General features: G+C 70.9%; 21 protein-coding genes. 9 read left to right on the plus strand and 12 right to left on the minus strand.

What is annotated here, in order from left to right; all coding sequences use genetic code 11:
• Positions 1-4: 4 nt before the first annotated feature.
• The 9 genes from K8638_RS11255 to K8638_RS11295 form a co-directional block, all read right to left on the minus strand.
• On the minus strand, positions 5-733 hold the full coding sequence (locus K8638_RS11255; RefSeq protein ID WP_223754469.1) for an MXAN_2562 family outer membrane beta-barrel protein: 729 nt from the start codon (positions 731-733) through the stop codon (positions 5-7).
• Positions 730-1,623 carry an MXAN_2561 family MXYO-CTERM-anchored protein gene (locus tag K8638_RS11260; protein WP_370643953.1) on the minus strand — a complete coding sequence of 298 codons (894 nt, stop codon included), beginning with the start codon at positions 1,621-1,623 and terminating at the stop codon, positions 730-732. Before K8638_RS11260 ends, K8638_RS11255 begins: the two co-directional genes overlap by 4 nt.
• Positions 1,624-1,749: 126 nt before the next feature.
• Complete coding sequence (locus K8638_RS11265) at positions 1,750-2,784, minus strand: aspartate-semialdehyde dehydrogenase (protein ID WP_223754471.1); 1,035 nt, start codon at positions 2,782-2,784, stop codon at positions 1,750-1,752.
• 53 nt (positions 2,785-2,837) lie between these two features.
• Positions 2,838-3,575 (minus strand): tRNA (adenosine(37)-N6)-threonylcarbamoyltransferase complex dimerization subunit type 1 TsaB, encoded by a 738-nt coding sequence (gene tsaB / locus K8638_RS11270; protein WP_223754472.1) that lies wholly within the window; start codon positions 3,573-3,575, stop codon positions 2,838-2,840.
• 11 nt (positions 3,576-3,586) lie between these two features.
• Positions 3,587-4,066 (minus strand): septal ring lytic transglycosylase RlpA family protein, encoded by a 480-nt coding sequence (locus tag K8638_RS11275; RefSeq protein WP_223754473.1) that lies wholly within the window; start codon positions 4,064-4,066, stop codon positions 3,587-3,589.
• Positions 4,067-4,072: 6 nt separating this feature from the next.
• Positions 4,073-5,704, minus strand: coding sequence for an RIP metalloprotease RseP (rseP, locus tag K8638_RS11280; RefSeq protein WP_223754474.1), 1,632 nt, complete (start codon positions 5,702-5,704; stop codon positions 4,073-4,075).
• 84 nt (positions 5,705-5,788) lie between these two features.
• Positions 5,789-6,619, minus strand: a complete 831-nt coding sequence (locus tag K8638_RS11285; protein WP_223754475.1) for a phosphatidate cytidylyltransferase — start codon at positions 6,617-6,619, stop codon at positions 5,789-5,791.
• Complete coding sequence (locus tag K8638_RS11290) at positions 6,616-7,404, minus strand: isoprenyl transferase (RefSeq protein WP_223754476.1); 789 nt, start codon at positions 7,402-7,404, stop codon at positions 6,616-6,618. Before K8638_RS11290 ends, K8638_RS11285 begins: the two co-directional genes overlap by 4 nt.
• 162 nt (positions 7,405-7,566) lie before the next feature.
• Entirely contained in the window at positions 7,567-8,523 is a 957-nt protein-coding gene (locus tag K8638_RS11295) for an SDR family oxidoreductase (protein WP_223754477.1), read from the minus strand.
• A gap of 105 nt (positions 8,524-8,628) precedes the next feature.
• On the opposite strand from K8638_RS11295, the gene K8638_RS11300 reads away from it, so the two are divergent.
• The 3 genes from K8638_RS11300 (at position 8,629) to K8638_RS11310 (ending at position 12,669) form a co-directional block, all read left to right on the plus strand.
• A complete protein-coding gene (locus K8638_RS11300) occupies positions 8,629-9,609 on the plus strand; it encodes a YafY family protein (RefSeq protein ID WP_223754478.1) in 981 nt (326 codons plus the stop codon).
• Entirely contained in the window at positions 9,584-10,555 is a 972-nt protein-coding gene (locus K8638_RS11305; protein ID WP_223754479.1) for a tetratricopeptide repeat protein, read from the plus strand. Before K8638_RS11300 ends, K8638_RS11305 begins: the two co-directional genes overlap by 26 nt.
• Before the next feature lie 77 nt (positions 10,556-10,632).
• Positions 10,633-12,669 (plus strand): putative metal-binding motif-containing protein, encoded by a 2,037-nt coding sequence (locus K8638_RS11310; RefSeq protein ID WP_223754480.1) that lies wholly within the window; start codon positions 10,633-10,635, stop codon positions 12,667-12,669.
• 159 nt (positions 12,670-12,828) lie between these two features.
• On the opposite strand, the gene K8638_RS11315 is transcribed toward K8638_RS11310, so the two are convergent.
• On the minus strand, positions 12,829-14,958 hold the full coding sequence (locus K8638_RS11315) for a serine/threonine-protein kinase (RefSeq protein WP_223754481.1): 2,130 nt from the start codon (positions 14,956-14,958) through the stop codon (positions 12,829-12,831).
• Positions 14,959-15,088: 130 nt separating this feature from the next.
• Between K8638_RS11315 and K8638_RS11320 the strand changes: the two genes are divergently transcribed.
• Positions 15,089-16,222 carry a serine/threonine-protein kinase gene (locus tag K8638_RS11320; RefSeq protein ID WP_223754482.1) on the plus strand — a complete coding sequence of 378 codons (1,134 nt, stop codon included), beginning with the start codon at positions 15,089-15,091 and terminating at the stop codon, positions 16,220-16,222.
• Complete coding sequence (locus K8638_RS11325; RefSeq protein ID WP_223754483.1) at positions 16,219-17,169, plus strand: RluA family pseudouridine synthase; 951 nt, start codon at positions 16,219-16,221, stop codon at positions 17,167-17,169. Before K8638_RS11320 ends, K8638_RS11325 begins: the two co-directional genes overlap by 4 nt.
• Before the next feature lie 148 nt (positions 17,170-17,317).
• Here K8638_RS11325 and K8638_RS11330 read toward each other — a convergent pair whose 3' ends face one another.
• Complete coding sequence (locus tag K8638_RS11330) at positions 17,318-17,731, minus strand: secondary thiamine-phosphate synthase enzyme YjbQ (protein WP_223754484.1); 414 nt, start codon at positions 17,729-17,731, stop codon at positions 17,318-17,320.
• A 48-nt stretch (positions 17,732-17,779) separates the two neighbouring features.
• On the opposite strand from K8638_RS11330, the gene dinB reads away from it, so the two are divergent.
• Positions 17,780-18,982, plus strand: coding sequence for a DNA polymerase IV (gene dinB / locus K8638_RS11335; RefSeq protein WP_223754485.1), 1,203 nt, complete (start codon positions 17,780-17,782; stop codon positions 18,980-18,982).
• A gap of 48 nt (positions 18,983-19,030) precedes the next feature.
• On the opposite strand, the gene pcnB is transcribed toward dinB, so the two are convergent.
• Entirely contained in the window at positions 19,031-20,770 is a 1,740-nt protein-coding gene (pcnB, locus tag K8638_RS11340; protein WP_223754486.1) for a polynucleotide adenylyltransferase PcnB, read from the minus strand.
• Between the two features lie 683 nt (positions 20,771-21,453).
• Here pcnB and K8638_RS11345 point away from each other — a divergent pair.
• The 3 genes from K8638_RS11345 (at position 21,454) to K8638_RS11355 (ending at position 25,603) form a co-directional block, all read left to right on the plus strand.
• On the plus strand, positions 21,454-23,709 hold the full coding sequence (locus K8638_RS11345) for a TonB-dependent siderophore receptor (protein WP_223754487.1): 2,256 nt from the start codon (positions 21,454-21,456) through the stop codon (positions 23,707-23,709).
• Positions 23,710-23,754: 45 nt separating this feature from the next.
• Entirely contained in the window at positions 23,755-24,873 is a 1,119-nt protein-coding gene (locus tag K8638_RS11350) for a hypothetical protein (RefSeq protein WP_223754488.1), read from the plus strand.
• A gap of 526 nt (positions 24,874-25,399) precedes the next feature.
• Complete coding sequence (locus K8638_RS11355) at positions 25,400-25,603, plus strand: hypothetical protein (RefSeq protein WP_223754489.1); 204 nt, start codon at positions 25,400-25,402, stop codon at positions 25,601-25,603.
• The last annotated feature ends 1 nt before the right edge of the window (position 25,604 follow it).

Below are 25,604 nucleotides of genomic sequence, written 5' to 3' on the forward strand. Positions count from 1 at the left end.
CCGCTTAGTAGTCCAGCGCCAGTCCGAACATCCAGCGCCGGCTGGACAGGTTGAGCCCGCCGCCGCCGAAATTGTTCACATCCGCGTAGGTGTACTCGGCGAACAGGTAGCTGTGGTTCACCCCGATGTCCGTGTCGAAGTCGCGCGCGAAGCGCGGCTCCAGCACGTCCAGCATGAAGGCCACGCCGCCCGTGGCGCCCCAGCCCCACTCGCCGCCGTTGCCCTTCCGGCCATCCGCCGTCTCGGTGTCGCTCCCCTTGGTAATCCACCACGGCGTGTAGATGAGGCCCAGCTTGCCGTAGGGGACCAGGGGGATGCCCCACTCGAAGGCGGCGTAATCGAACTTGTAGAAGACGTTGGCGCTCAGCGGAATCACCCTCAGCGCCGACTGTTCCGCCGCCGGGGCGCCGCCCTCCAGCCGCGCGGGCGCGTACTTCTCCCCGTAGCCGGCCGACAGGCTCAGGCCCGCCGTACCGATGCCCTGGTAGAAGAAGCGCTGCATCTCCGCCTCGAACAGCAGCAGCGACTCGTCACCGAAGAAGTCCTCGTACGGCGTGCCGCCAAGCCCTTCCTCCTCGTCGATGAGGGGCTTGTAACCGCCCAGCCTCAGCACCACCGCGCCACTGCGCGGAGACGCCAGCGACACCGGCTGCACCACCGGCGGCGCTTCCTGTCCCCAGGCGGGAAGCGACGACAGGAGCGCCGCGAACCCCAGGGCCGTTGCCCGACTCATGACTGCTTCCTCCTCGACAACCAGATACCCAGAATGGCCAGCGCCGCGCCCCCGGCGAGGCTTCCACCCGCCACGCCACACCCGCCCCTCTCAGCCCCCCCGGCGTCGACGTAGGTGCCAAAGAAGCCGCGGCTCGCGACGGGCGTGCCCGTGCTCGGGTCCGACGCCTCGCTCGTGTTCTTCGACTGGTCCGTCGCATAGGCGAGGACCTGGTAGGTCACCCCGTTCTGCAGATCCGCCAGCTCCGCGGTGCCCGTGGCCGTCGTCTCGTCGCTGGCCACCTCGGCGCCGACACCTCCGTCCCCGTCCGTCAGCAGGGCCACCACCCTCACGGTGGAGTCGCTCTCGGCCGACACCGTGACGCCCAGCGCCGAGTCACGGGGAATCACCGCGCTGATGGTGGGCTTGGGCGGGGGCCGGGTGTCGAAGCGGATCTTCGGCGCAGTGCTCACCTTGACGTCGATGTCGCAGATATTCGTCAGGCTGGCGGACTGGGTGAAGCCACAGACGCGCATCGTCTGGTCCACGGTGGCGGTGGAGCACGTCGTCGAGCCGCCATCCGCGGAGGTGAAGACGGGGAGCTGGTCCACGGCGATGCGGCGTACCTCGGTCCCCGGATTGCCGACATTGCCCTCCGGCACCTCGTCCAGGACGTAGTCGCCCGCCGCCGGCGCCTCCCCGCAGCTGCTGGCCGTGGTCACCCAGAGCTGCAGCGGCTCACAGGCAGTCCCACCCGTGAAGCTCCATTTGAGGTCCAGGTTCCTGCCGCAGTCTTCGCGGTTGAGGCCAAGGGTATCGGAGGGATCGGTACTGCTACCGACCGTCAGGGTCAGGGTCTGCCCCAGGGCGGTCGACGCGAAGAGCAGGAGGCCAACGAGTAGGAAACGCATGGGTACGCGCAGGCTAGCAATCGGGAGGCCACCCACAACCCCCATGCAACCGCCCTATTTCCCCCATGGCGGGCCCCCTCGGCCACGCCAAACAGGCAGGGCGGCTCGAGGGGCTTTGCCAATTTGTCAGGCGGGGCGCTTCGCCAGGAGCATCCCCGCTTCCACCAGGTTGAGGGCGGCGCCCCGGGTGGCGTTGTCCACGGCGGCGAAGAGCGTCACCCACTCGGGGGCCTGGGGAAAGGCGCGAACCCGGCCCACATGCACCGCCGGGTCTGACGTCACCAGCATGGGCATGGGGTAGATGCGCTCGCCGGGGGCATCCAGCACCTTGAGGGTGGAGGACGTCTTGAGGGCGGCGCGCACCTGCTCCACGGGCCCCGGCTTCTTGAGCTGCACGTTGAGGGTGATGCCGTGGCCGTAGAAGCTGGGCACCTGCACCGCGGTGCCGGCGATGACGGGCACCTCGCCCCGGGCGGAGAACAGCCGGGCGGCCTCCAGCGTCCAGCCGCCCTCCTCCTCCGTCCAGGGGGAGTTCACCATGAAGCCGCTCACCTGGGGCACCAGGTTGAAGCCCACCCGGTGGGGGAAGACGTGGGGCTCCGGCTCGCGCCCGGACAAGAGGTCCGCCGTCTGCTTCTCCAGCTCCGCCACCCCGCGCACGCCCGCGCTGGACACGCCCATCATCGCCGTCACCTGCGCGCGCACCACGCCGAAGGCCCGGCGCAGCGGCTCCACCACGTGCACCACGGCGGAGGTGACGGCGCCCGGCAGGCACACCACGCGGCCCTTGAAGGTGAAGCCCGCGCCCAGCGCCTCGCCGTTGAAGCCCGGGAGGACGAGCGGCACGTTGCCGTCGCCCCGGAAGGCGGGGCTGACGTCCACCACCCAGGCCCCCGCCGCCTGCGCGGCCGGGGCCAGCGTACGGGACGCCTCCGCCGGGGTGGCCAGCAGCACCACGCCCAGGCCCCGGAAGGCCTCCGGCGTGGCCCGCTCCACCTCCAGCGAGTCCTCGCCGTATTCCACGTCCAGGCCCTTCGAGCGCTCGGAGCCGAAGGCGCGCACGCGCTCGGCGGGCACGTCCTGCGCGTACAACGCGGCCAGCACCTCACGGCCCACCACGCCGGTGGCCCCCACCACGCCAATCATCACATCGTCTTTCATGGGCGCGTCCTTTACTCACCCGCGCACGCGGACGCGAGGGCCGCGCGACGGCTTCAGTCTTCCTTCAACCGCGCCGTGGGCGCCGGCCCGGGCAGCGGGGGGAACTTCGGGTTGCGCTCCGGCTCGGAGGCGCGCACGTAGTGCGGCTCCAGCGCGAAGAGCGCCTGCAGCGAGCGCTCCTCCGGGAAGCGCACCAGCCGCGCCAGCTCCACCGCCGAGGGGAAGGCCGGCCCCGCCAGCAGCCGGTGCGGCGCCACGCCGTGGGACTCCAGCGCCGAGCGGTAGTCCACCAGCGCGGGCCCCAGCGCCAGCGCCCGGGGCTCCGCGGCCAGGCGCGCGGCCACCTCCTGGGGGGACATGGCCGTCTCCGGCTCCAGCGCCTCCACCGTCCCGCCCCGCCGCACGTACGCGCCCAGGTACAGGTCGTCCTTGCGCGCCACCGCCAGGCAGTACAGCGGCACGTCCTCCGGGCCCTCCAGCGCCACCGCCGCCAGCGACGAGGCCCCCGCCACCTTGAGGCCCGCCGCGTACGCCAGCGACTTCACCGTGGCCAGGCCGATGCGCAGCCCCGTGAAGGAGCCCGGCCCCAGGCCCACGGCCAGCCCCTCCAGTTCCGCCAGCTTCGCCCCGTGCCGGGACAGCAGCTCGCCGATGATGCCGGGCAGCACCTCGCTCTGCTTCTGGGGAGGCCCCACCACCACGTGCTCCAGCGCGCGCAGGCCGCCACCGGGCTCGCGCTCCACCAGGGCCAGGGACAGCGTCAGCGTCGAGGTGTCCAGCGAGAGGAACATGGGGCCGCTCCCTACACCGGCGCGGCCCAGGACGCCCGGGGAATCTCCGACACGGGGGTGGCGCAGCGGTACAGCCGCACGCGGGCCACGCCCTTGTCCACCATGCCCAGCTTCTTCGCGGCGGCCAGCGACACGTCGATGATGCGGCCCTCCACGAAGGGGCCGCGGTCATTCACCCGCACCTCCACCTGCCTCCCGTTCTCCATGTTCACCACGCGCACGCAGGAGCCGAAGCGCTCCTTGCGGTGCGCGGCGGTGAGCGCGTTCTGGTTGAAGCGCTCGCCGCTGGCGGTGGGCCGGCCGTGCAGGCCCGGGCCGTAGAAGGACGCGAGCCCCTCGCCCAGGTACGTGCGCGGCATCTGTTCGCGCTTCGTCACGGGCGGCGAGCCACCGGCCGTGGAAGTCTCCGGAGGCTGGGGCTTCGCGGCGCGCTGGGCACAGCCCGCGAGCACGCTCAACCCCAACACGCACGCAACGGCACTTCCTCGCATGGCACCTCAGCGCATGACGTCGTTGGAGACAGCCAGCAGCATCAGCATGATGAGCAGCGCCAGGCCGACCATGTTGGCCACCTCCCGCACCCGCACGGGGATGGGGCGGCGGCGGATTCCCTCCCACGCGGCGGACAGCAGGTGGAAGCCGTCCAGCACGGGGATGGGCAGCAGGTTCATCACCCCCAGGTTGATGGAGATGATGGCCATCAGGTTGAGGAAGGTGTCCAGGCCCTGCTCGGCGCTCTTGGCGGCCATCTGGTACATCATGATGGGCCCGCCCACCGTGCTCAGCGGCACGCTGCCCACGAAGAGGCCGCCGATGACCTTCACCATCTGACCGACAATCTTCGGGACGACGAGGGCCGCCTCCTTGAGCGCCGCGCCCGGCCCCATGTGGACCGTCACCTCGTCCAGCACGGGCCTGTCCGCCAGCCGGATGTCCCAGTTGAGCACGCCCAGCACCACCGGCTTGGAGGGGTTGCCCATGCCGTCCACCGTCTCCAGCGGCGCCTGCGCGACCTTCTCCGTGCGCTCACCGCCCGCCCCCCGCCACGTCAGGGTGAAGGGCTGCTCCTTCAGCGCGTTGAGCCTCGTGGCGAACTGGTGGAACGACTCCACCGGCGTCCCGTCGATGGAGACGAGCCTGTCACCCGGCCGCAGGCCCGCCTTCGCGGCCGCGCTGCCCGGCGCCACCGTGGCGACGTACGGGTCCGCGGACTCCGCGCCCAGCGCCGCCAGCCCCTCCCCCGCCTGCTTGGGCACCGTGACTTTCAGCACCTGGGGAAGCCGCCCCGCCACCGCGCCCACCTGCACCGGCTCCAGCCGCCGCACCGAGAGCTCGAGGGGCGTCCCCTCCGGGTGCTTGTCCACCGCCTGGTGGAGACGGGCCTCGTCCCGCACGGGCACGCCATTGACGGCCAGGACGCGGTCGAAGGTGCGCAGGCCGGCCTGCTCGGCGATGGAGCCCGGAGGCACGCCCACCAGCGTGGGCCTCGACACCGACTCCACGCCAATCTTTCCCCGCTCCACCGTGTCGATGGGGGACGAGTCCACCACCTTCACCGGCGTCACCTTCACCGTCTGCGGCTTCCCGTCCCGCTCCACCACGATGTCGATGGGCCGCTCGAAGCGGCCGACGAACGCGTCGACCATGTCGTCGAAGGTGCGCACCGGCTCACCATCCACGGACATGATTCTGTCGCCGGGGCGGATGCCGGCGGCGGCGGCGGGCATGCCCGGGCTGACGGAGCCCACCAGGGTGGACGTGGCCTGGTGCGGGCCGAGGAAGACGAAGAAGTAGATGAGGACCGGGAAGATGAGGTTGAAGGCGGGGCCGGCCAGGACGATGAGGCCGCGCTTCCAGGGAGGCTGCGCCAGGAAGCCCCGGCTGGCCTCCTCCGGACTGAGCTCCTCGTGGGGCAGGTCACCCGCCATCTTCACGAAGCCGCCCAGGGGCAGCAGGGCAATCTGGTACTCCGTCTCACCCTTGGTGAAGCCAATCAGCTTCGGACCGAAGCCGATGGAGAACTTCAGGACCTTCACCCCACAGGCCTTGGCCACGAGGAAGTGGCCGAGCTCGTGCACCGTGACGAGCACGCCCAACAGCACGATGAAGGACAAGGCGTTCTGGAGCATGGGCGCAACAGTAATCGTGGGCGCCCGGACGGACAACGCACAACGGGGCCCGCCGAGCAGGCGGGCAGGCGGAACGGCGCGGACCTACGGCAGGAGGCCGCGCACGAACTGCACGTAGACGAACACCAGGGGGGCGTTGAACAGCAGCGCGTCGATGCGGTCCAGGATGCCGCCGTGCCCGGGGATGAGGAAGCCCGAGTCCTTCACCCCGTACGCCCGCTTGAGCATGGACTCGCACAGGTCGCCAATGGGCCCCAGGATTCCGCCGGCCACGCCCAGCAGCACGCAGTCCCACACGGTGAAGACGGGGAAGAAGCCGGCCCTGGCGATGAACATGCCGCCCACCGAGCCCACCATGCCCCCGAAGAACCCTTCCCACGTCTTGTTGGGGCTCACCTCGGGGTAGAGCTTGTGCTTCCCCAGGAAGCGGCCGAAGAAGTACGCGGCCGTGTCGTTGGCCCAGGTGATGGTCAGCGCACAGATGACCCACGCCAGGCCATGCTCTGGCAGCAGGCGCAGGGCGGACAGCGCGGTGAGGCCCACCGAGCCATACAGGAAGCCGTTGACCAGGTGCGCCGTGCGGGTGGGGGCCTCGGCCAGGGGGCCCTTGAAGAGGTGGTATATCCAGGCGAAGAACGCGAAGACGATGGTCAGCCAGAAGGCCGTCTCGCCGGTGCGGGCGGCGTCCTTCATGGGCAGGAAGGGCAGCACGGCGGCGAAGGCCATGCCCACCCAGGCGGCCACCGTCAGCCGCTTCTGGACGATGAGGTAGTACTCGCCGACACAGGCCGCGGCGGCCACCGCGAGCAGCCCGGCGCTCCACACGCCGCCCAGCAGGAGCAGCACGAGCACCAGGGGCAGCAACGTCACTGCCGAGACGACGCGGATGACGAGGTTTCGGTTCTTTTCGTTCACGCCTTGGCCCGCTGGGGAGGGTCCTCCCGCTGCACCTGGGCGGACGTCAACCCGAAGCGCCGCTCGCGTTGCTGGTACTGCGCCACGCAGCGGAGGAACTCCTCGGTGCGGAAGTCCGGCCACAGGGCGTCCGTGAAGCACAGCTCCGCGTACGCCACCTGCCAGAGGAGGAAGTTGGACACGCGCAGCTCGCCGCTGGTGCGCACCACGAGGTCCAGCGGCGGCAGCCCGTTCGTCCACAGGAACTGCTCGAAGTCCTTCTCCTCCACCTGTCCCGCCCGCAGCTCCCCCTTGGAGATGGCCTCCGCCAGGCGCTGGGCGGCCCGGAGGATTTCCTCCCGCCCGCCGTAGGACAGGGCCAGCGACAGCACCATGCCGGTGTTGTGGGCGGAGTCGGCGATCAGCGAGTCGAGCGGCTCGCGCACGTAGCGGGGCAGCCGGTCGATGTCGCCGATGGCGTTGAGGCGGATGCCGTTGTCGAGGATTTCGGGGCGCTCGCGCTCGAGGTAGTCGCGCAGCAACTCCATGAGGCCGGCGACCTCCTCGGCGGGCCGGGCCCAGTTCTGGGAGGAGAAGGCGTAGAGCGTCAGGGCCTGGATGCCCAGGCGGCGCGCGGCGCGGGTCACCTCGCGCACGCTGGAGCTGCCCTCGCGGTGGCCCTCCAGCCGGGGCAGCCCCCGGGACTCCGCCCAGCGGCCGTTGCCATCCATGATGATGCCCACGTGGCGAGGCACCGGACGGGCCTTCACCTGTAGCTCGAGGGCGGAAACCGAGGGGCGTTCCATGAAGCCGCGCACCCTATCGACGCCGCCGCGCCGCGTCCACGGGCGCGTGGCCCAACCGTCACTCGGGGCCCCCGGCCGGTCGCCCGCGGGGCGCGAACGGCTGGAGCCCCCGCGAGAGACCTGTGCATGTGGGTCCAGGTAGACACACCCCTCTCTCGCGGATCAGTAGACGGGCCAATCCGGACAAGCCAGATCAGTGGGGCCGTTGCGCCAGGAGGCGTACGCGGCCTCGTCGGCGACGGGCCATGGGTGGCCGAAGGCCTTCGCGAAGTACTCGCCCCAGTGGGGCTGCGAGCCGTCCAGGTCGGTGAAGCCGTACTCGCGCGCGAGCCCCCAGGAGCTGAAGACCCGGCCGGCCTTGGTGCCCACATGCGGATCGGCCGCGAGCGCCGCCACCGCCCGCCCCACGTACGCGGGCGACTCCGAGGCGATGAAGTGCGGGTCCTTCTTCGCGCCGTCGCGCCAGTTCGCCTCCGTCACCCCGAAGTTCTCCAGCATCTCCTCCGAGCGCAGGAAGCCCGGCGTCAGCGCCAGCGCCGTCACCTTCGTCCGGCGCAAGTCGCGCGACATGGTGAAGGCGATGCGGATGACCGACAGCTTCACCAGGTCGTACCAGAGGCTGCCACGGTAGCCGAAGGAGTCACCGTCCGTGATTTCGATGATGAGGCCCCGGTCCTGCTCCACCATGAGCGGCACGGCGTGGCGGCTGGTGATGAGGTGCGTGAAGACGGCGCGCTCGTACATGCGCTGGCCATTGGCGGCGGACTGCTTCCAGAACGGCGGGCCGAACTCGGCCAGCGCATCCCCGCCCCAGATGTCGTTCACCAGCACGTCGAGCCGGCCCTGCTCACTCCGGATGCGCTCGCACAGGGCCACGACCTCCTCCTCGACCGAGTGGTCCACCCGCACCGCGAGGCCGCGCCCGCCGCGCGCGGTTACGAGCTCCGCCGTCTCCTCGATGGTCTCCGGGCGCTTGTCGCCGGACGCGGGCCTGCCGCGCACGCTGCGCCCCGTGCAGTACACAGTGGCTCCGGCCTCGCCGAGCATGGTGGCGATGCCCCGCCCGGCTCCGCGCGTGGCGCCGGCGACGAGTGCGATGCGTCCTTCGAGTGGCTTCATGGGCTGGCTCTCCCTGGGCGTCAGGTTCACCCAGGCATCCTGCCGGGGGAATCCTGACATCCAGTGTCATGATTCCCCGCGTACACTTCCGCGCCGGATTCCCCCATGCGTGCCGACCGACTCGTCCGATTGACGCTGCTGCTCCAGACCCGCCCGAAGATGACGGCGGGTGAGCTGGCTCGCGAGCTCCAGGTCTCCGAGCGCACCATCCACCGAGACCTGGACGCGCTCTCCGGCGCGGGCGTGCCGGTGTACGCGACGCGGGGCGCGGCGGGCGGTGTTGCATTGATGGAGGGATGGCGCATACAGCTCACCGGACTCACCCGCGCGGAACTGCACGCGCTGGCGACGGTGGGCGCGCCGGGTGCCCTGGAGGATTTGGGACTGTCGGCGCCGTTACGCACGGGGATGGTGAAGCTCGCTGCGGCGCTGCCCGCCATCCAGCAGCCCGCGCTGAAGTACGCGCGCCAGCGCCTCCATGTGGACGCGTCGTCATGGTTCTCCGAGCGCGAGCCCGTCCCGCACCTCGCCGTGCTGAGGGACGCGGTGTGGCAGGACCGGCGGGTGTCGCTGGTGTACCGGGACTTCGAGGGCAAGCGAGGCAGGCGCGTGGTGGACCCGTACGCGCTCGTCATCAAGGCGGACCGCTGGTACCTCGTCGCGGGAAACGGAGAGGAGCCGCGCGTCTACCGGGGCTCGCGCGTGGAGGGGGCGAAGCTGCTGCCGGAGACGTTCGTCCGGCCCGAGCGCTTCGACCTTCCCGCGTTCTGGAGGGAGTGGTGCAAGCGCTTCGCGGAGAAGCGGGCCACGTATGAAGTCACGGTGCGGCTCACGGCGGAGGCAGCCGAGGCCCTGAAGCAGCTTCGGCCTCCGGCCGACCGGGCGCGCCTCGAGTCGGCCTCGGAAGCCCGGGACGGCACCCGGACCGTCACCGTGGACTTCGAGCGGGAGACGATTGCGCTCTCACAACTCTGCGAGGTGGGCGGAGGCGTCGAGGTGCTCGCTCCGGAAACACTGCGGAGCCGGCTCGTCTCGCTGGCGAGAGGAATCCTGGCGGTGCATGGCCGCGCGGCTCCGAAGCGGTAACAGCCACAATGTCAGACCTGGCAGGGCCTGGGGTGCAGAGGCACTGAAGTGCCGTCTGTGCGTGGTATTGTGGCCTTGCATGGAAAGCATTTCTCTGAGGGGAACTTCCGCCCGAGCTCTGCTCCTGGGCGTGGCACTGATGCTGCCGGGACTGGCGCTCGCGCAGAACTCCGCCTCCATCGCGACAGCAGTTGAGGGGCAGGAGGCCGGGTTCCGGGCACGCCTGCAAACGGCAGCGCGACTCTATGAGGAACTGGAGTACGAACAGTCCCTCGAGGCGCTATTCCATGCGAAGGCCCAGGCCAGAAGCGACGAGGACAGGGTCCAGGTAGCGCTGTACAGGGGAATCGTGCTGGCGGACCTCGGTCAGCGGCCCCAGTCACTCACGGCCTTCCGTGAGGCCCTGTCCCTGAACCTGGACGCACGGCTTCCGGTGAGGGTGTCCCCCAAGGTGGAACGGGACTTCGAAAACGTACGCGAAGAGCTGCGGAGCACACGCGCGGCGGAGGCTCGCGCGCAGTCACGACCGCGGACACTCCCCTCCCCCCATGAGCCCTCCAACACCGACCGGCCCGTCCAATCCTCCGAGCAGCCTCCGGGCCTGGTCACGCCCCCGATGCCTTCCGCGCCGACGGTGGACGTGAATTCCCCCCAACTCCATGAGGAGCGCTCGCGCGGACTCCGCCCCCTCCCGCTGGTGTTGCTGGGTGCAGGGGTGGTTGCCGGCGGAGTGGGCGGATACTTCGGCCTCCAGTCCCGGGGCAACATCCAGGACGCGCGAGAGACGTTCCGCATGGAAGCCCGAAGCAGTCACCTCGAAGAGGCCCGGAGTCAGGCGCTCGTCGCGAACATCCTTTTCGGGGCGGCCATCACAGCCGCGGCAGGCGCTGCCTTTACCTGGTTCACGAGCCATGAGACCGGGCGTGTCGCGGAGGTGTCCCCGTGATTCGCGCGACAGCCGTACTCCTCTTGCTCCTGAGCGCATGCACCGTGCCGAGCCTCGAAGAACTCGGCGGATGCACCGTGAGCGACGAGGGGGTAGATGCCGTCCTTGAAGAAGGAAACACCTGCAAGGCCGTGCAGCTCAGCATTGTCTACAGCGGTTTCCGCCCTGGTTGTGTACTCGTGGTGGCCCGCGATGTGAACCGCGGCCTGGAGCTGTCCACGGAGGTGGCGGGCAAGGGTGAGCCCACCGGAGGCTCCCTCGTGGTGGGCGTGTTCCCCCCAGACAGCTGGAGCGACACCGTTGAGCTGGTGGCCCAGGCTTACGAGCGGACCTGCGCGGGCGAATCGGTAGTGAGCAACTCGGAGCGCATCACGCTAGCGCGCGGCCAGACCGCCACGACAACCTTGCGGTTGCTCGCGACGGACGCGGATCAGGACGGCTACGTGGATGTCCTCAGCGGCGGCACGGACTGCCAGGACAGCGAGCCCTCCATGTACCCGGGCGCAACGGAACGCTGCAACGACGTGGACGACAACTGCAACGGCCAGCCGGACGCGGTGGAGCTGTCGCTGGGCCAGGGCTGCACCAATGCCCAGAACTGCGCGGGCACCTTCCGCTGTGGAAGCAACGGCGAGGTCGTCTGCACCATCCCCAACGCCATCGTGGCGACCCCGGACTTGGACCAGGACGGGCACGGAGACAAAAACGCCAGGCCCGTGGAATTCTGCACCGACATACCAGCGGGCTACACCACGAACGCGGCGGATGACTGTGACGACACCCGCGCCGGCGTGCGTCCCGGCGCGCTGGAGCGCTGCAACGACCTGGATGACAACTGCGATGGCAACCTGAACGAGGGCTTCCCCACGCCCGGCTCGGCCTGCACGGACGCGGCCACCCAGTGCGGCGGCCAGTACGCGTGCGACACCATCACTGGGGATGCCGTCTGCCAGCTCATGCAGCCTCCGTCGAGCTGGGTGCTCGACGCGGACATTGACGGGTACGGCAGCGGCACGGCCATCCAGTCGTGCTTCTCTCCGGGCACCGGGTACGTCACTCAGGCTGGCGACTGCAACGAGGGGAATCCGTTCACCTACCCGGGCGCGCCGGAGCTGTGCGACCTGGAGGACAACGACTGCGACACCCAGCCCGAGGCCGCGGCCGTGTGCCCGAACGGTGCGCCAGCCTGGAGTGAACAGACCGTCGGCTCGGGAAGCCAGGTGTGGAACTCGGTTTCCACCTGGACGGCCGGGGGTGTCTGGGCCGTCGGTGAGAACAACCGCCGCGCCGTGGTGTCGCCGGGGAGCACCACCTTCAACGTCACCACGGCCGGATGTGGCAACGTCGGCACCAACGCCTCGAACTCCACCGCCTGGTCCAGCGTGTGGTCAGACCCGGCCAACAGCGGCCGCGCCTGGTTCGGCTCCCTCGGAGGCCGGCAGGCCTGGCAGTTCCCCACCGCTTCGGGCTGCACCGAAGTCACCCTCACCGGCGTGGCCACCTACGGCATGGTGGGCCTGCGAGACACCGGGAGCCTCCTCATCTACGGCGCGAGCGACAGCTCGATTTCCGGCGAGGGACTGGCCTTCATCTGGACCGGCGTCGACACGGTGACCTTCAACAACACCTCCACCAACCCCATCCTCCCCGTGTACGACGTCCACGGCGTTTCGCGCGACACCCTCTTCCTGGTCGGCGGGTACGACAGCACGCCCTCGCCCCGCGCGTACCGCTATGACCCCGCCAACAACCTGTGGGTGAACGAGAACATCCAGCACAGCGTTTCAGGCGTGGCCCGCCTCGTGGGTGTCTGGGTGGTGAACACGAAGCTCGCCTTCGCCGTGGGTGACTCCGGCTCCGCGGTGAGGTGGAACGGCACGACCTGGAGCAAGCTGACCTTCCCCAACACCCACAACCTCACCTCCGTCGTCGCCTTCGGCGCATCCTCGGCCTATGCCACCTGCGCGAGTGGCCACATCTACCGGTACAACGGCCAGAGCTGGCAGCAGATCCACGCCGTCTCCGGCGCCCGGCTCAACGACATCGCCGGCACCAGCCCAGAGGATCTGTGGGTGGTGGGCGATGGAGGTCGAATCCTCCACTGGCCGAGGTGATACCGCGGCTCCCCAGGACACGGCACACGAGGCGGGGGGAACCCCTCTTTTTTGGAACTGCACGGCTCCGCCCCTTTGCCAGGCGCACCCGCCGAACCATGGCGGCGCCCCAAGAGCAGCAGCTCGCCGGCATTGCCCAGCACTCTCGAGGCCCCCGCCCTACTCCACCTCCAGGTTGAGCTTGAACATGTTGGGCTCGCCCGCCTTCACCTCGATGGTCCTCGTCACGTCCTTCCCCAGCTCCTTGTTGACGAGCCGCAGGGTGTGCCTGCCCACGGACACCTCGACGGGCGCGAGCGGCGTCTGGCCGAGCACCTTCCCGTCGAGCGACACGATGGCATAGGGACGGATGCGTAACTCCAGGGTGCCCTTTGCCGCCGGCCGGGGACGCTGAACAGCCGGAGCAGTGCGCTTCTTCTCCACGACCGGCGTCTTCGCCGGCTCGGAGGCAGGAGGGGCTTCGGATTTCCCCTCGGGCGCGGCGGTATCGCTGGCGGGCTTCACTTCCGAGGGAGGAGGGACTCCGCCCGCCGGCTTCGTGCTCTCACTCGGCGCCGCTGGAGCAACAGCAGGCGCGGCGGCAATCGCCGGTGCCTCCGTGGAGGCGGCCTCTCGCACGGCCGAGCCCTGCTCCGCGGGCCGCGCCTCGGCCGCGCGCGCCCCATCCCCACTTGAAGCCGTGTCCTTCACCTTCCCGGGAGGCAGCGGCTCCACCTCCACCGGCACGGCCTTCTTCGAGCCCGAGTCCGTACCGAACAGCGCGAAGCCTCCGCCCACCGTGAGCAGCACCCCGCCCACGGCCGCCGCCACAAGCATCCCGGGCTTCTTCCGGGCCCCGGGCGCGGTGAGCTCCGCGCTCCGCGTGTGCACCCCATCCTCGGAGTCCTCCTGTGCTCCCGCGTCGGCCGAAGCCGATTGCGAGGTGATAGCAGGCATCGGCGTCGTCGGCGCCATGACCACGTCCGGCGGCGCCTTCCACGACGCTCCCGACTGACGCTTCCCCACCGCCGCCAGGCCGGGCATCGGCTGCGTCGCGCGCTCCTCGCCCCGGATGCGCGAGGGAGTCTGTACCGCCCGTTCCTGCACCGTCGACCGCTCCGAGGGCGACGGCACCGCCCGCTCCTGCACGGTCGACCGGCTCGCGGGAGACTCCGCCGCGAGCTCCTTCATCGTGGACCGCTCCGGCGCGCGCTCCACGGGAGGTGCCGGCGGCAGCTCCCGCACCGCGGACCGCATCGCGATGGGCATCGGCGTCGTGGGCGACGTGGAGTCCACCGGCACCTCCATGGACTTCCGCGCCGTCTCCGGCTTCGGCCCCGTCCCGAACGCCCCGCGCGGCGTCGCCGACCGAGGCGGCGTCCCCCCCACCTGCGCGCCCCCCGTCTCCACCATCCACTGCCCCACGAACTGGGCAATCTGGTACGCGCCCACCGACTCGCCGGTGGACATGATGAACCGCTCCAGATCCGCCTGGAGCGCGCGGCAGTCCGGGTAGCGCTTCTCGCGGTCCTTCTCCAGCGCCCTGTCCAGCACCTGCTGCAAGGCCCCCGGCAAATCCGGCCGGCGCTGCGTGGCGGGGATGAACGCCTCGAACAGGATGGCCTGCATCACGCTCACGTCCGTGGTGGCATCGAACGGCCGCTTCCCCGTGAGCAGCTCGTACAGCACGACGCCGAGCGCATAGACGTCCACCCGCCGGTCCAGCGGCTTCGTCTGGAGCTGCTCGGGTGGCATGTACGCCACCTTGCCCTTCACCACGCCCGTCTGCGTGCGGTGACTCTGCCCCGCCACCTTGGCGATGCCGAAGTCCACCACCTTCACCGCGCCCTGCCGCGACACCAGGATGTTGTCCGGGCTCACGTCGCGGTGAATCAGCCCCAGCGGCTCGCCCGTGGCCGAATCCCGGAAGTCGTGCGCGTAGGCCAGCCCCTCCGCGGCGAAGGCCACCAGCTTCGCGCACAGCGCCGGAGGCAGCGGCTCCGCCTGCGCGCGCTTCACCAGCTTGCGCAGGTTCGGCCCGTCGATGAGCTCCATCGCCAGGAAGAAGCTGCCCTCGGCCTCACCGAAGTCGAAAATCTGCACGACGTTCGGGTGCTCGAGCTGGGCCGCCAGCTTGGCCTCGCCCAGGAACATCTCCACGAACGCGGGGTCCTCCGCCAGGTGGGGAAGAATGCGCTTGAGCACGAGCGTCTTCTCGAAGCCCATCGGACCGGCGGCCTTCGCGAGATAGACCTCCGCCATGCCCCCCGTGGCGAGCTTCCGCACCAGCTGGTACTTCCCAAGTTGCATTTGGATTCGGGTTCTCCCAGGTTTGATGGGAATTTAAAACCCACCTCGGGCCGCACTGCCCAACTCCAGGCAATCGAGCGGATAACCTGTTTGACCCTGACCCGACGTGGTCCGTAGGATCTCCGCATCCATGCCCCTGAAGGTCATTGGTCCCTACCGCGTCCTGGAGACGCTTGGCAGTGGCGGGGCAGGGACCGTGTACCGGGCCCTGGACCGCCGCACCAACGACGAGGTCGCGCTGAAGCTGCTCTCCGGCGGCCCGGCGTTGGACGCGCGTGCCGCGCGCAGGCTCGCTCGCGAGTTCGAGACGCTCGCGGACCTGTCCCACCCCAACGTGGTGAAGGTCTTCGAGTCCGGCGTCCACGAGGGCGTGCCGTACCTCACCATGGAGCTCATCGAGGGGCTCACCCTCCGCCACTACCTGGACATGAGCAGCGAGAACCTGCTCTCCCACCCCACCGGCTACAGCACCCCGCGAAGCCCCCTGTCCATCCGGCGCACCGCGGACGACGACTTCGGCCCCGGCAGCGAGTCGGACTCGATGGCCGACTCCGAAGAGGATGGAGAGCGCGTCTTCGGCCTGGCCGCCTTCGCCGACGAGGCCCCCAGCGAGGACCTGGCCAGCTTCACCGGCGGCGGCATGCCGGCGGCGGCCATCGACTCCGACGACTCGATGGAGGGCTTCGCGCCTCCGCCCCCCACCTCGAAGCGGCCGGAGCTGGAGGAGCGCGACCGCGTCCAGCGCGTGGAGGACCTCAACCGCCCGGAGCGGATGGGACGCCTCAAGGACGCCATGCTCCAGGTCTGCGAGGCCCTGGCCTACATCCACGGCCACGGGCTGGTGCACCGGGACCTCAAGCCCTCCAACATCATGGTGGACGAGGACCGGCAGGTGAGGCTGATGGACTTCGGCCTCGCCAAGTTCCTCGCGGACGACGTGGCGATTACCGAGGCCGGCAAGCTGGTGGGCACCTACCGCTACATGGCCCCGGAGCAGATTCTGGGTGAGCCGCTGGACGGACGCTCGGACCTGTACAGCCTCGGGGTCATCCTCTATGAGCTCTTGAGCGGGCGGCCCCCCTTCGACGCGAAGACGCCGCACGAGCTCTGGCGCCAGGTGCTGGAGACGGAGCCGCCACCGGTGCTGGCGCTGAACCTTCATGGGGACCCGCAGCTCGCGCGCGTGGCCCACCGCCTCATCCGCAAGGAGCCGGACGACCGGTTCCAGACGGCCGAGGAAGTCTACGAGGCCCTTTCCGAGTGAACCCTCCCAAGCTGCACACCCTCACCGTGGACGCCGCGAAGGCGGGCCAGCGGGTGGACCTCTTCGTCGGTGAAGCCCTGGGCCTGTCCCGCGCGCGCCTCAAGCGCCTCTTCGAGGCCGGCGCGGTGAAGGTGAACGGCCGCACGGCGAAGAAGGGCCTGACGCTGGTGGCCGGGCAGAACGTCTCCGTGGAGGTGGAGGAGGAGTCGCGCGAGGCGGTGCCCGACACCGGCTTCCCCCTCGTCGTGCTGCACGAGGATTCGGCCCTGGTCTTCGTGGACAAGCCCGCGGGCCGGCCCTCGCATCCCTTGCAGCCCGGGGAGACGGGCACCGTGGCCAACGCCCTGGTCGCGCGCTACCCCGAGTGCGCGCAGGCGTCCGTGGACCCGCGCGAGGGCGGCCTGTGCCACCGCCTGGACGTGGAGACCTCCGGCGTGCTGGTGGCGGCGCGCACGCGGCAGGCGTGGACCACGGTGCGCGAGGCCTTCGGTGGGCGCTCGGTGGACAAGCGCTACCTCGCGCTGGTGACGGGCCCCCTGGCGGATGAGGGCGACATCGACGTGCCCCTGCGCCACCACCCCCGGCACCCGGACCGCGTGGAGCCCGCGCCCCACGGAGCGGAGGATGCCCGCGAGGCGGTGTCCCGTTTCACGGTGCTGGCACGCACGGGGGAATACAGCCTCGTGGAGGTGCAGATTCTCACCGGCGTGCTGCACCAGGTGCGCGCGCACCTCGCGGGGGTTGGCGCGCCCATCGTCGGGGACACGCTGTACGGCGGGCGCGAGGCGCCGGGCCTGGGCCGCTTCTTCCTGCACGCCCGCTCGCTGTCCCTCCCCCACCCGGAGACGCAGCGGCAGCTTCGCGTGAGCAGCCCCCTTCCGGCGGAGCTGCGCGCGGAGCTGGAGCGCCTGGGCCTGCCCCTGCCTCCGGGCGAGCACCAGGGCTGACTCCGCCCGGCGCCGCATGGCGTCCGGTACCGCCCGCCGCCCCGGCACCCGGCCGGGGCCTCGCCCTCACGCCGTGCCGGGGTGCCGGAGCCTCGCCCGCACCACCTGACACGTCACCCGCGTCAACCCACCCCGTCAGGGTGTGCCCTTACTCGCCCATCACCTTCACGATGACGCGCTTTCGGCGCTGTCCGTCGAACTCGGCGTAGAACACCTGCTGCCAGGGCCCCAGGTCCAGCTTCCCCGCGGTGACGGGGATGATGACCTGATGGTGGATGAGCAGCGACTTGAGGTGGGCATCGCCGTTGTCCTCGCCGGTGCGGTGGTGGCGGTAATCGGGACCGAAGGGCGCCAGCTTCTGGAGCCACTCCCAGATGTCTTCATGGAGGCCGGGCTCGTCGTCGTTGACGAAGACGCCCGCGGTGATGTGCATGGCTGAGACGAGAACCATTCCTTCCTGGATGCCGCTCTTGCGGACCAGCGAGGTCACCGTGTCGGTGAGGCGCACCAATTCGCGCCGCTCCTTGGTTTCGAACCACAGGTACTCGGTCAGGGTCTTCATGTCGGCTTCCGTCGAGCGTCAGAGGGGGCCACTACAGTGACTCGTGCCATGCGAGCCATCATCCACGTGGACATGGACGCCTTCTATGCGTCCGTGGAGCAGCGGGACAACCCAGCCCTGCGAGGCAAGCCCATCATTGTCGGCGGGCACGCACAGCGGGGAGTGGTGGTCGCCGCCTCCTATGAGGTCCGCCCCTTCGGGGTGCGCAGCGCCATGCCCATGGCCCGCGCCATCAAGGCCGCGCCGCACGCCATCGTCGTGAAGCCGCGCTTCTCCGCGTACGCCGAGGCCAGCGAGCAGGTCTTCGCCATCTTCGAGCGCTACACGCCGCTCATCGAGCCCCTCTCCCTGGACGAGGCCTTCCTCGACGTGACGGCGTCCGTGGGCCTGTTCGGGACACCGGCGGACATCGCGCGGCGCATCCGCAAGGAAATCGCGGACGAGCTGAACCTGCCGGCCTCGGCGGGCATCGCCACGGTGAAGTTCGTGGCGAAGATTGCCTCGGACCTGGCGAAGCCGAACGGGCAGCGCGAGGTGCGGCCGGAGGAGACGGTGGCCTTCCTCGCGGGGCTGCCGGTGTCGCGCCTGTGGGGCGTGGGACCGAAGACGGAGGAGGCGCTCAAGGCCGCCGGGCTGCGGACCATCGGCGACGTGGCGGCGAGGGAGCCGGAGTGGCTGGAGGAGCGGCTCGGCTCCAGCGGGCGGCACCTGTGGGAATTGTCCCAGGGCATCGACACGCGCGAGGTGGTGCCGGACCGCGCGGCCAAGAGCGTGGGCGCGGAGGACACCTTCGAGGAGGACCTCACGGGGGTGGACGCGCTGAAGCCGCACGTGCACTCGCAGGCGCTGCGGGTGGGACGGCGGCTGCGGCGCGCCGGGGTGAAGGGCCGCGTGGTGCAGCTCAAGCTGAAGTTCGCGGACTTCACGCTCATCACCCGGCGCACCACACTGCGCGAGGCCACGGATGACGGGCAGGCCCTCTACCGCACCGCGCTGGAGCTGATGGAGCGCTCGCACGAGGGCAAGCCCATCCGCCTCACCGGGGTGAGCGTGCAGCTCGACGACGTGCCGCCGCAGCTCGGCCTCTTCCCCGCGGCGCCTCCGCGCACCGCGAAGCTGAACGCGGCGCTGGACAAGATTGCGGAGCGCTTCGGCAGCAAGGCGATTACGACGGCGGACATCGCCGGGAGCGAGGCCCCGGCCGACGACGCGCACCGCTCCGAGCGCCCGGTGGACAGGCCGAAGCGCTGAGGCGCGAGTCAGTCCGCCGCCGGCCTGACGAGCTCGGCGTCGCGAGGCTCACGCCTCGCCCGCGTCGGAACCGGACGCGGACGAACCCGAACCCTCACCGGAGGCCCCGCCCCCGGAAGGACGGCGGCGACGGCGGCGGCGGCGGCGCTTGCGCTGGCCTCCGGCGTCGGGGCCCTCGTCGATGGCCCCCGCGCGCGGCGGCGGCACCTCGCCGGCCTTCCACGCCTCGAGCTGCTCGCGGCCCTCCCCCGTGGCCTCCACCGTCATCTCGAAGACGGTGAGCGCCTCGTTGAAGAGCGGGTGGCGCTTGAAGGCGGCGCTGCGGCGGCGGCGCTCACCGGACAGCGTGCGCTGGGCCAGCAGCAGCATGCGGCAGCGCTCGGCGATGCGGCGGGGCAGGCGCGCCGACTGCACGAAGCCGGCGAGCAGGTCCTCCACCACCTGCGACACGGACGGGCGGCCGCCCTCCTGCGCCGGGGCCTGGGCCTCTTCCTGCGCCGGCGAGCGGCTGATGGGCATCAGCAGCATGGCCAGGAGGATGGCGTCGTCCAGCGGCTCGCCCGCGGCCACGCGCCGGTCCATGGCGTTGGCGAAGGCGTAGAAGGTCTTCTCGCCCTCCTTCCCGTGCTGCTTGAGGTACGCGGCCACCGGCGGCAGCAGGATTTTCAGCGCGTCCAGCGCGTCCAGCAGCTTGAGGGCCGGAGCGGACACACCGCCGCGGATGAGGCGGAACGTCTCCTCCAGCAGGCGCGCGGGCGCGCAGCGCGGCAGGTCCTCCACCGCGCCCTCCATGGCCGCGTACGTGCGCGACTCGATGTCGAGCTCCAGCTTCGCGGCGAAGCGCACGGCGCGCAGGATGCGCACCGGGTCCTCGCGCATGCGAATCTCCGGGTCGCCAATGGTGCGGATGAAGCGCTCGTCCAGGTCCCGCCGGCCGCGGACGTAGTCGATGACCCGCCCCTCGGCCACGTCGTAGAAGAGGCCGTTGATGGTGAAGTCGCGGCGGCGCGCGTCCTGCTGCGCGGTGCCGAAGACGTTGTCGTGGGTGATGAGCAGGTCCTCGCCGGACGTTTCACCCTCGTCCTCACCGCCACCATTGGCGGGCTCCAGCTCCGTCGGGTTGGCGCGGAAGGTGGAGACCTCGATGATCTTCCCGCCCTTGAAGTAGACGTGCGCCAGCCGGAAGCGCCGGCCGATGAGCCGGCAGTTGCGGAAGATGCCGCGCACCTCGTTGGGGGTGGCGCTGGTGGCGATGTCGAAGTCCTTCGGCTTGCGGCCCAGGAGCAGGTCGCGGACGCAGCCGCCCACCATGTACGCCTGGTGGCCGTGCTGGTGCAGGCGCAGCACCACCTTGAGTGCGTCCGGGTCCAGCTCGTCCGGGTCGATTTCCGCCGGCTCGCCCGAGGGCCGGACATGGGGCGCGTGCAGCTCGCGCTCGAAGGGGGTGGGCTCGGGCTCGGGCTCGAGGACGGCGGGCACCTGCTCCACCTCGGGCTCGAGGCCCTCGGCGGCGTCCGCGGCCTCGGCGGCGGCGAGCACCGCCTCGGCGCTCAGGCCGGAGTCGTCGAAGCCGCCCACCAGCGCGTCGGCCTCGTCGTCTTCATCGTCCTCGTCTTCCTCCTCTTCCGTCCCGGCGGCGAGCACGGGGGGCTCGAGGTCTTCGGGCCGGGCGGGGGTGGCGGGGGACGTAGGGGGGGTTTCGGTTTCGGAAGGGGCCGGCTCGGCGGCCACGGGCTCGGAGGCGCTGGCCTCCTCCGAGGGCGCCGACAGCTCCAGGTGGGAACTCATGGGAACCTCTTGTTCGCCGCGCTCGGTAGTCGCTGCCGCCTCGGAAGAGGGAACCTCGCGCGCGTCTGTGTCGGGCGCAGGTGGCAGCGGACCGCCGGCAGGCGGCGTCTCATTCGAATCTCGCGTCATTCGCCATTGACGCCCCACAAGGGGCGCTTTAAGGGCAGCCGTCTATACCGCATCCTCCCCGGTGGGGAGTAGCGCGGGAAGACATTGTTGACCGGCACCACCGGACCGGCGGGGGCCACCGTGGCCTCCCTGCTCCGTCCCTGGGGGAAGGGGCCTCGCCTGCGCCCTCGCGAGCATACCGGCTGACAGCCCCTTCTCGGTGGAAGATTCACGAAAACGTGGAAGGGCATCCTGCTCCGGGCTCGCTCCGAGTGCGCTGAACGGCGTCACGCACGTAGCTCACGTGACCGGAAGCGCGTGGGGACGACCCGTTCTCCCGGGGCACTCTGTCTCGTATCAACACGCTACGCACGCGAAACGTTCTGGGAACCGCCGGGACGGCGGGCCCCGGGCCGCTCGGGGAGGTGCCGGGCGGGCCGGGACAGAGCGGGCTTGACGGACGTCCGGAGAGCGGGCGGCCATCCGGCCCCGGGCCGGGCGCGCCAGGCGCCACTGCGTCCCCGGGGGGCTGACAGGGCGTGGGAGGCCGGTATTGTGCGGCCTCCCCGGCCCCGATGCGTCCTCCCCGTCCCGCACCGCCCGCCCGTACCGCGCTCCTCGCCGCCGGGGTGGCGCTGCTGTGCGGCACGCCGGTGGGAGCCCAGGAGACGGCGGAGGTCTCCGTGCCTCCCCCGGCGGAGGACACGTCCCGGGGCCGCCCCGTGGCCCCGGAGATTCAGTTCTCCCGCGAGACCATCGTCTCCGCGTCCGCCTCGGCGGACGACGCGCCCGAGGGTCGCGCCACGAGCACCGTCACCCGCGCGGACCTGGAGCGCCGCCTGCCGCGCTCGGCGCCCGACGCGCTGCGCTGGGAGCCGGGCGTCTTCGTGCAGCAGACGGCGCACGCGCAGGGCTCGGCCTTCGTGCGCGGGCTCACCGGCCAGCAGACGCTCGCGCTCTTCGACGACATCCGCCTCAACACCAGCACCTGGCGCCAGGGCCCCAACCAGTACTTCTTCACCCTTGACTCGCGCACGCTGGACTCGGTGGAGGTGCTGCGCGGCGGAGCCTCCACGCCGTACGGCTCGGACGCGCTGGGCGGCGTGCTGCTGGCCCACCCGCTGGAGCCCCCCGCGAGGCCCACGCCCTTCCGCCCCACCTTCTTCCTGCGCGGCGCCACCGCCGACAGCGAGCGCGGCGGCCGGGTTCAGGTGCGGGGCGCCACCGAGCGCCTCGGCTTCATCGGCGGCGTGGGCGGCCGGCGCGTGGGCCTGCTGGAGAGCGGCGGCCCCGTGTACAACCTCACCGACGGGCAACCGCCCGAGGTGCCGCGCTTCGACAGGGATGGCCGCACCCAGCTCGGCACGGGCTTCGATGAACTGACGGCGGACGGCCGCCTCGTCTGGCGCGCCAGCGACAGGGACACGCTCACGGCGGCCGCATACCTCTATCGCCAGTACGACGCCCCGCGCACGGACCAGTGCGCCCCGCCCTTCTCGCGCTTCGACGAGTGCCTCCAGTATGACCAGCAGTTCCGCACGCTGGCGTACGCGGCCTGGACTCGCGCCGAGCGCTGGGGCACCACCGCCCGTGCCACCCTGTCCTGGCAGCAGCAGCACGAGCGGCGCACCTTCAACCGTCCCGCCTTCAACGTGGTGGACCGGGGCACGGACGACGTGGACACGCTGGGAGCCACCCTGCACGTGTCTCCCAGTCCGTACACCCTGGCCTCGCGCCCGGTGCGCTTCACCTTCGGCGCGGACGGGGCATGGGACTTCGTGCGCTCGGAGGCCCGCACGGCCTTCACCGCGCTCGGCGTGGAATTGGAGCGCAGCCGGGGCCAGTACCTGCGGGGCTCGCGCTACTTCACCGGCGGCGTCTTCATGGACGCCGAGTGGGAGGCCCACTCCCGGCTCACCGCGCGCGCCGGAACCCGGGTGGGGCTGGTCTCAGCCCGCGCCCCGGAGGACGCCGAGTCCGGCACGCTCGCGGTGAGCAACACCTGGGTGCCGTGGGTGGGCCACGCAGGCGTGGAGTGGAAGGCCGCGCGCGCCGTCACGCTGCTGGCGCACCTGGACCGCTCCTTCCGCGCGCCCAACCTGGACGACCTCACCTCGCGGCAGCAGACCGGCCCCGGCTTCCAGTTCGAGAACGCGGCGCTCACCCCCGAGCGGTCCACCACGCTGGACCTGGGCGCCCGCCTGCGCTCCTGGCGCGTCACGCTGGAAGGCTGGGGCTTCGCCACGCGGCTGGACGGCGCCATCGGCCGGCGGCCTCGCGACGTGGCGGACTGCCCGCCGTCCACCCCGCAGTGCAATGCCTCCTGGTCTCGCTTCCAGCTCGTCAACGCGCGCGAGCCGAGCATGTTGTACGGCCTGGAGGGCAGCGCCCGCCTGCGGCTCCCCGCGGCCCTCACCGCGCAGGCCGGCGTCGCGTGGACGTGGGGCGAGGGCCCCAACCTCGCGGACCCACCCGCCAACCCCGACGTGCCCTACTCGCCGCGCGTGCCCCTGTCGCGTGTGCCTCCGCTCAACGGCACCGTGGAGTTGCTGTGGGCGCACCCCTCCGGCCTCTCCGCGAGCACCGGCCTGCGCTGGGCCCTCGCGCAGGAGCGGCTCGCCATCGCGGATCGCTCGGATGCGAGAATTCCGCTGGGAGGCACTCCCGGGTACGCAGTGCTCGAGGTGAGAGCCGCCTGGCGGCTGGATACACGGTGGGTGGTGGCCGCGGTGTTGGAGAACGTGACGGACGCGGCGTACCGTTCGCACGGCTCGAGCGTCAACGGCCCGGGCCGGGGACTCGTGGTCTCCCTGGAGGCCACCCCCTTCTGACGAGCGCCCCGAGCGCCTCCTCCTTCCCCGCGGGAGAAGACACCCATGAAGCGCATCCTCCTCACCCTCGCCACGGCGGCCCTGCTGTCCACGGGCTGCGGCGACGACGACCCGAAGCCCAACGGCAACCCCGATGCCGGGGGCAACGACATCGACTGCGAGAACCCGCCCGTCTACACGGAGAACGTGACGGCCTGCCAGCCGGCGGCCACCGACTACCGTCCCCGCGACGCGGCGGCCAACAACAGCGTGACGGACGCGTGGCCCGCGTGTGTCTCGGACGAGAACGTCTACACACCCATCGACCCCAACATCTCCACGGTGGCCCGCGTGGCGGCGTTCGACCAGATTGCCGTCAAGCTGTGGAAGGACGGCAAGGTGCCCACGTCGCAGGAGTTCGTGGAGTCACTGGACCTCTTCACCCAGCCGGAGGGCCTGGCGTCACGCGTGCAGCGCCGCGAGGACATCCACTACCCGCCCGCGCCGGGTGGCGCGCGGTGCCGGGACCAGGGCGTGCCGGAGACGGCGCCGGACCGGTGCGTGGGCCCGGCGAAGCTGCTCCCCGTCCTCAACGATGCCTTCACCCGCGGCGCCCAGGGCGAGTCACCGCGCGTGCACGCCGCGCGCATCGAGGCGGCGCTGCTCTGGTTCCTCTACGTCTCGCCGCTGGCCGAGGTGACGAGCTGCGCCAGCACCCCGAAGGACTGCGACAGCGCCTGGGCCTACTACACGGGTGGCACGCCGCGCGCGGAGCCCAAGGGCCTGGCGGCCTACGTGAAGGCGCTGGGGCCGGAGACGCACGAGCGCGCCTATGACGGCGCGCTGGCCGTGCGCTGCTGGCGCAACCTGGACAACGAGACGGGCGCCGCCACCAACACCGCGCTTCAGCAGCGGGCACTGCGCCAGTACGACAAGGCGCTGCTGCGCGGCACGGCCCTCATCCTCCGCCAGCGGCTGACGGAGCTGACGTGTGGCAACGAGGAGGGCTCCCAGGCGCGCATGGCCTTCATCAACACGCTGGGGCCCTTCTTCGACCGCGCGGCGCGGGAAACCAACGCGGCGCGGGCGGACGTGCTGAAGGCCGAGGTGGAGAAGACGAACGCGGAAGACGTGGACGTGGACGCCGCCGTGGCCGCCCTCGACGCGCTCTTCGCCTGCCCGTAGTCACCGCTTCACCCGGGGGCCCGGTGCGGCCTCGAGCAGCGCCGGCCCCCGCCCGACCTGAACTGAGCGTCATCAAACCAGGGAGGGCGCGGGAGGGTCATTCGACCCCAGCCCCCCCTGAGTGACGCCTCCGCCCAGCGAATGTTGTGCGGGCCCCCCAGCCTGTGGGGACCTCACCTCCCCCAACCGCTGTCCGGCGACTCGGCTCTGTTCTGTTGTTCTCACTGTGCTCGTCTGTCTGGAGAAGCCACTGGTACGGGCTTTGCTGAGGCGCGCCGCGCCACGCAGCCCTGGTGGTGAGCAAGCCTTGTCACGGCCGAGTTCCGCACGTGACAGCGAATCCCTGACAACGAGGATGAATACTTTGTTCTTCAAGCAAGGCATTGCGGATGCCAGACGTATATCTTCACTGTTCGCGGTGGGCGCCCTCGCCTGCCTCGGGACGGCCTGTGGTTCGGAGCCCCAGGCGCCGGAACAGGCCGGGCGAGCCGGAGTGACGGCCCCCGCGGCACGTCCCCAGGAGGGCATGCCCGTCTCGGCACGGGAGGCCGCGCTGGCGACCCAGACGGCCGTCACCTTCGGCTACGACGCGCAGGGACGGCTGCAGTGGGCGGAGTACCCGGCCTCGACGAAGCGCATCGTCCACACCCTGGACGTCGCGGGCAACCGCACCCAGCGCGTCATCGACACCACCATCACCAACCCCAACCCCGTCCCTCCGACTCCCTAGG

Origin of the sequence: Myxococcus sp. RHSTA-1-4 (assembly GCF_020037125.1) — a bacterium.
Taxonomy (GTDB): Bacteria; Myxococcota; Myxococcia; order Myxococcales; family Myxococcaceae; genus Myxococcus.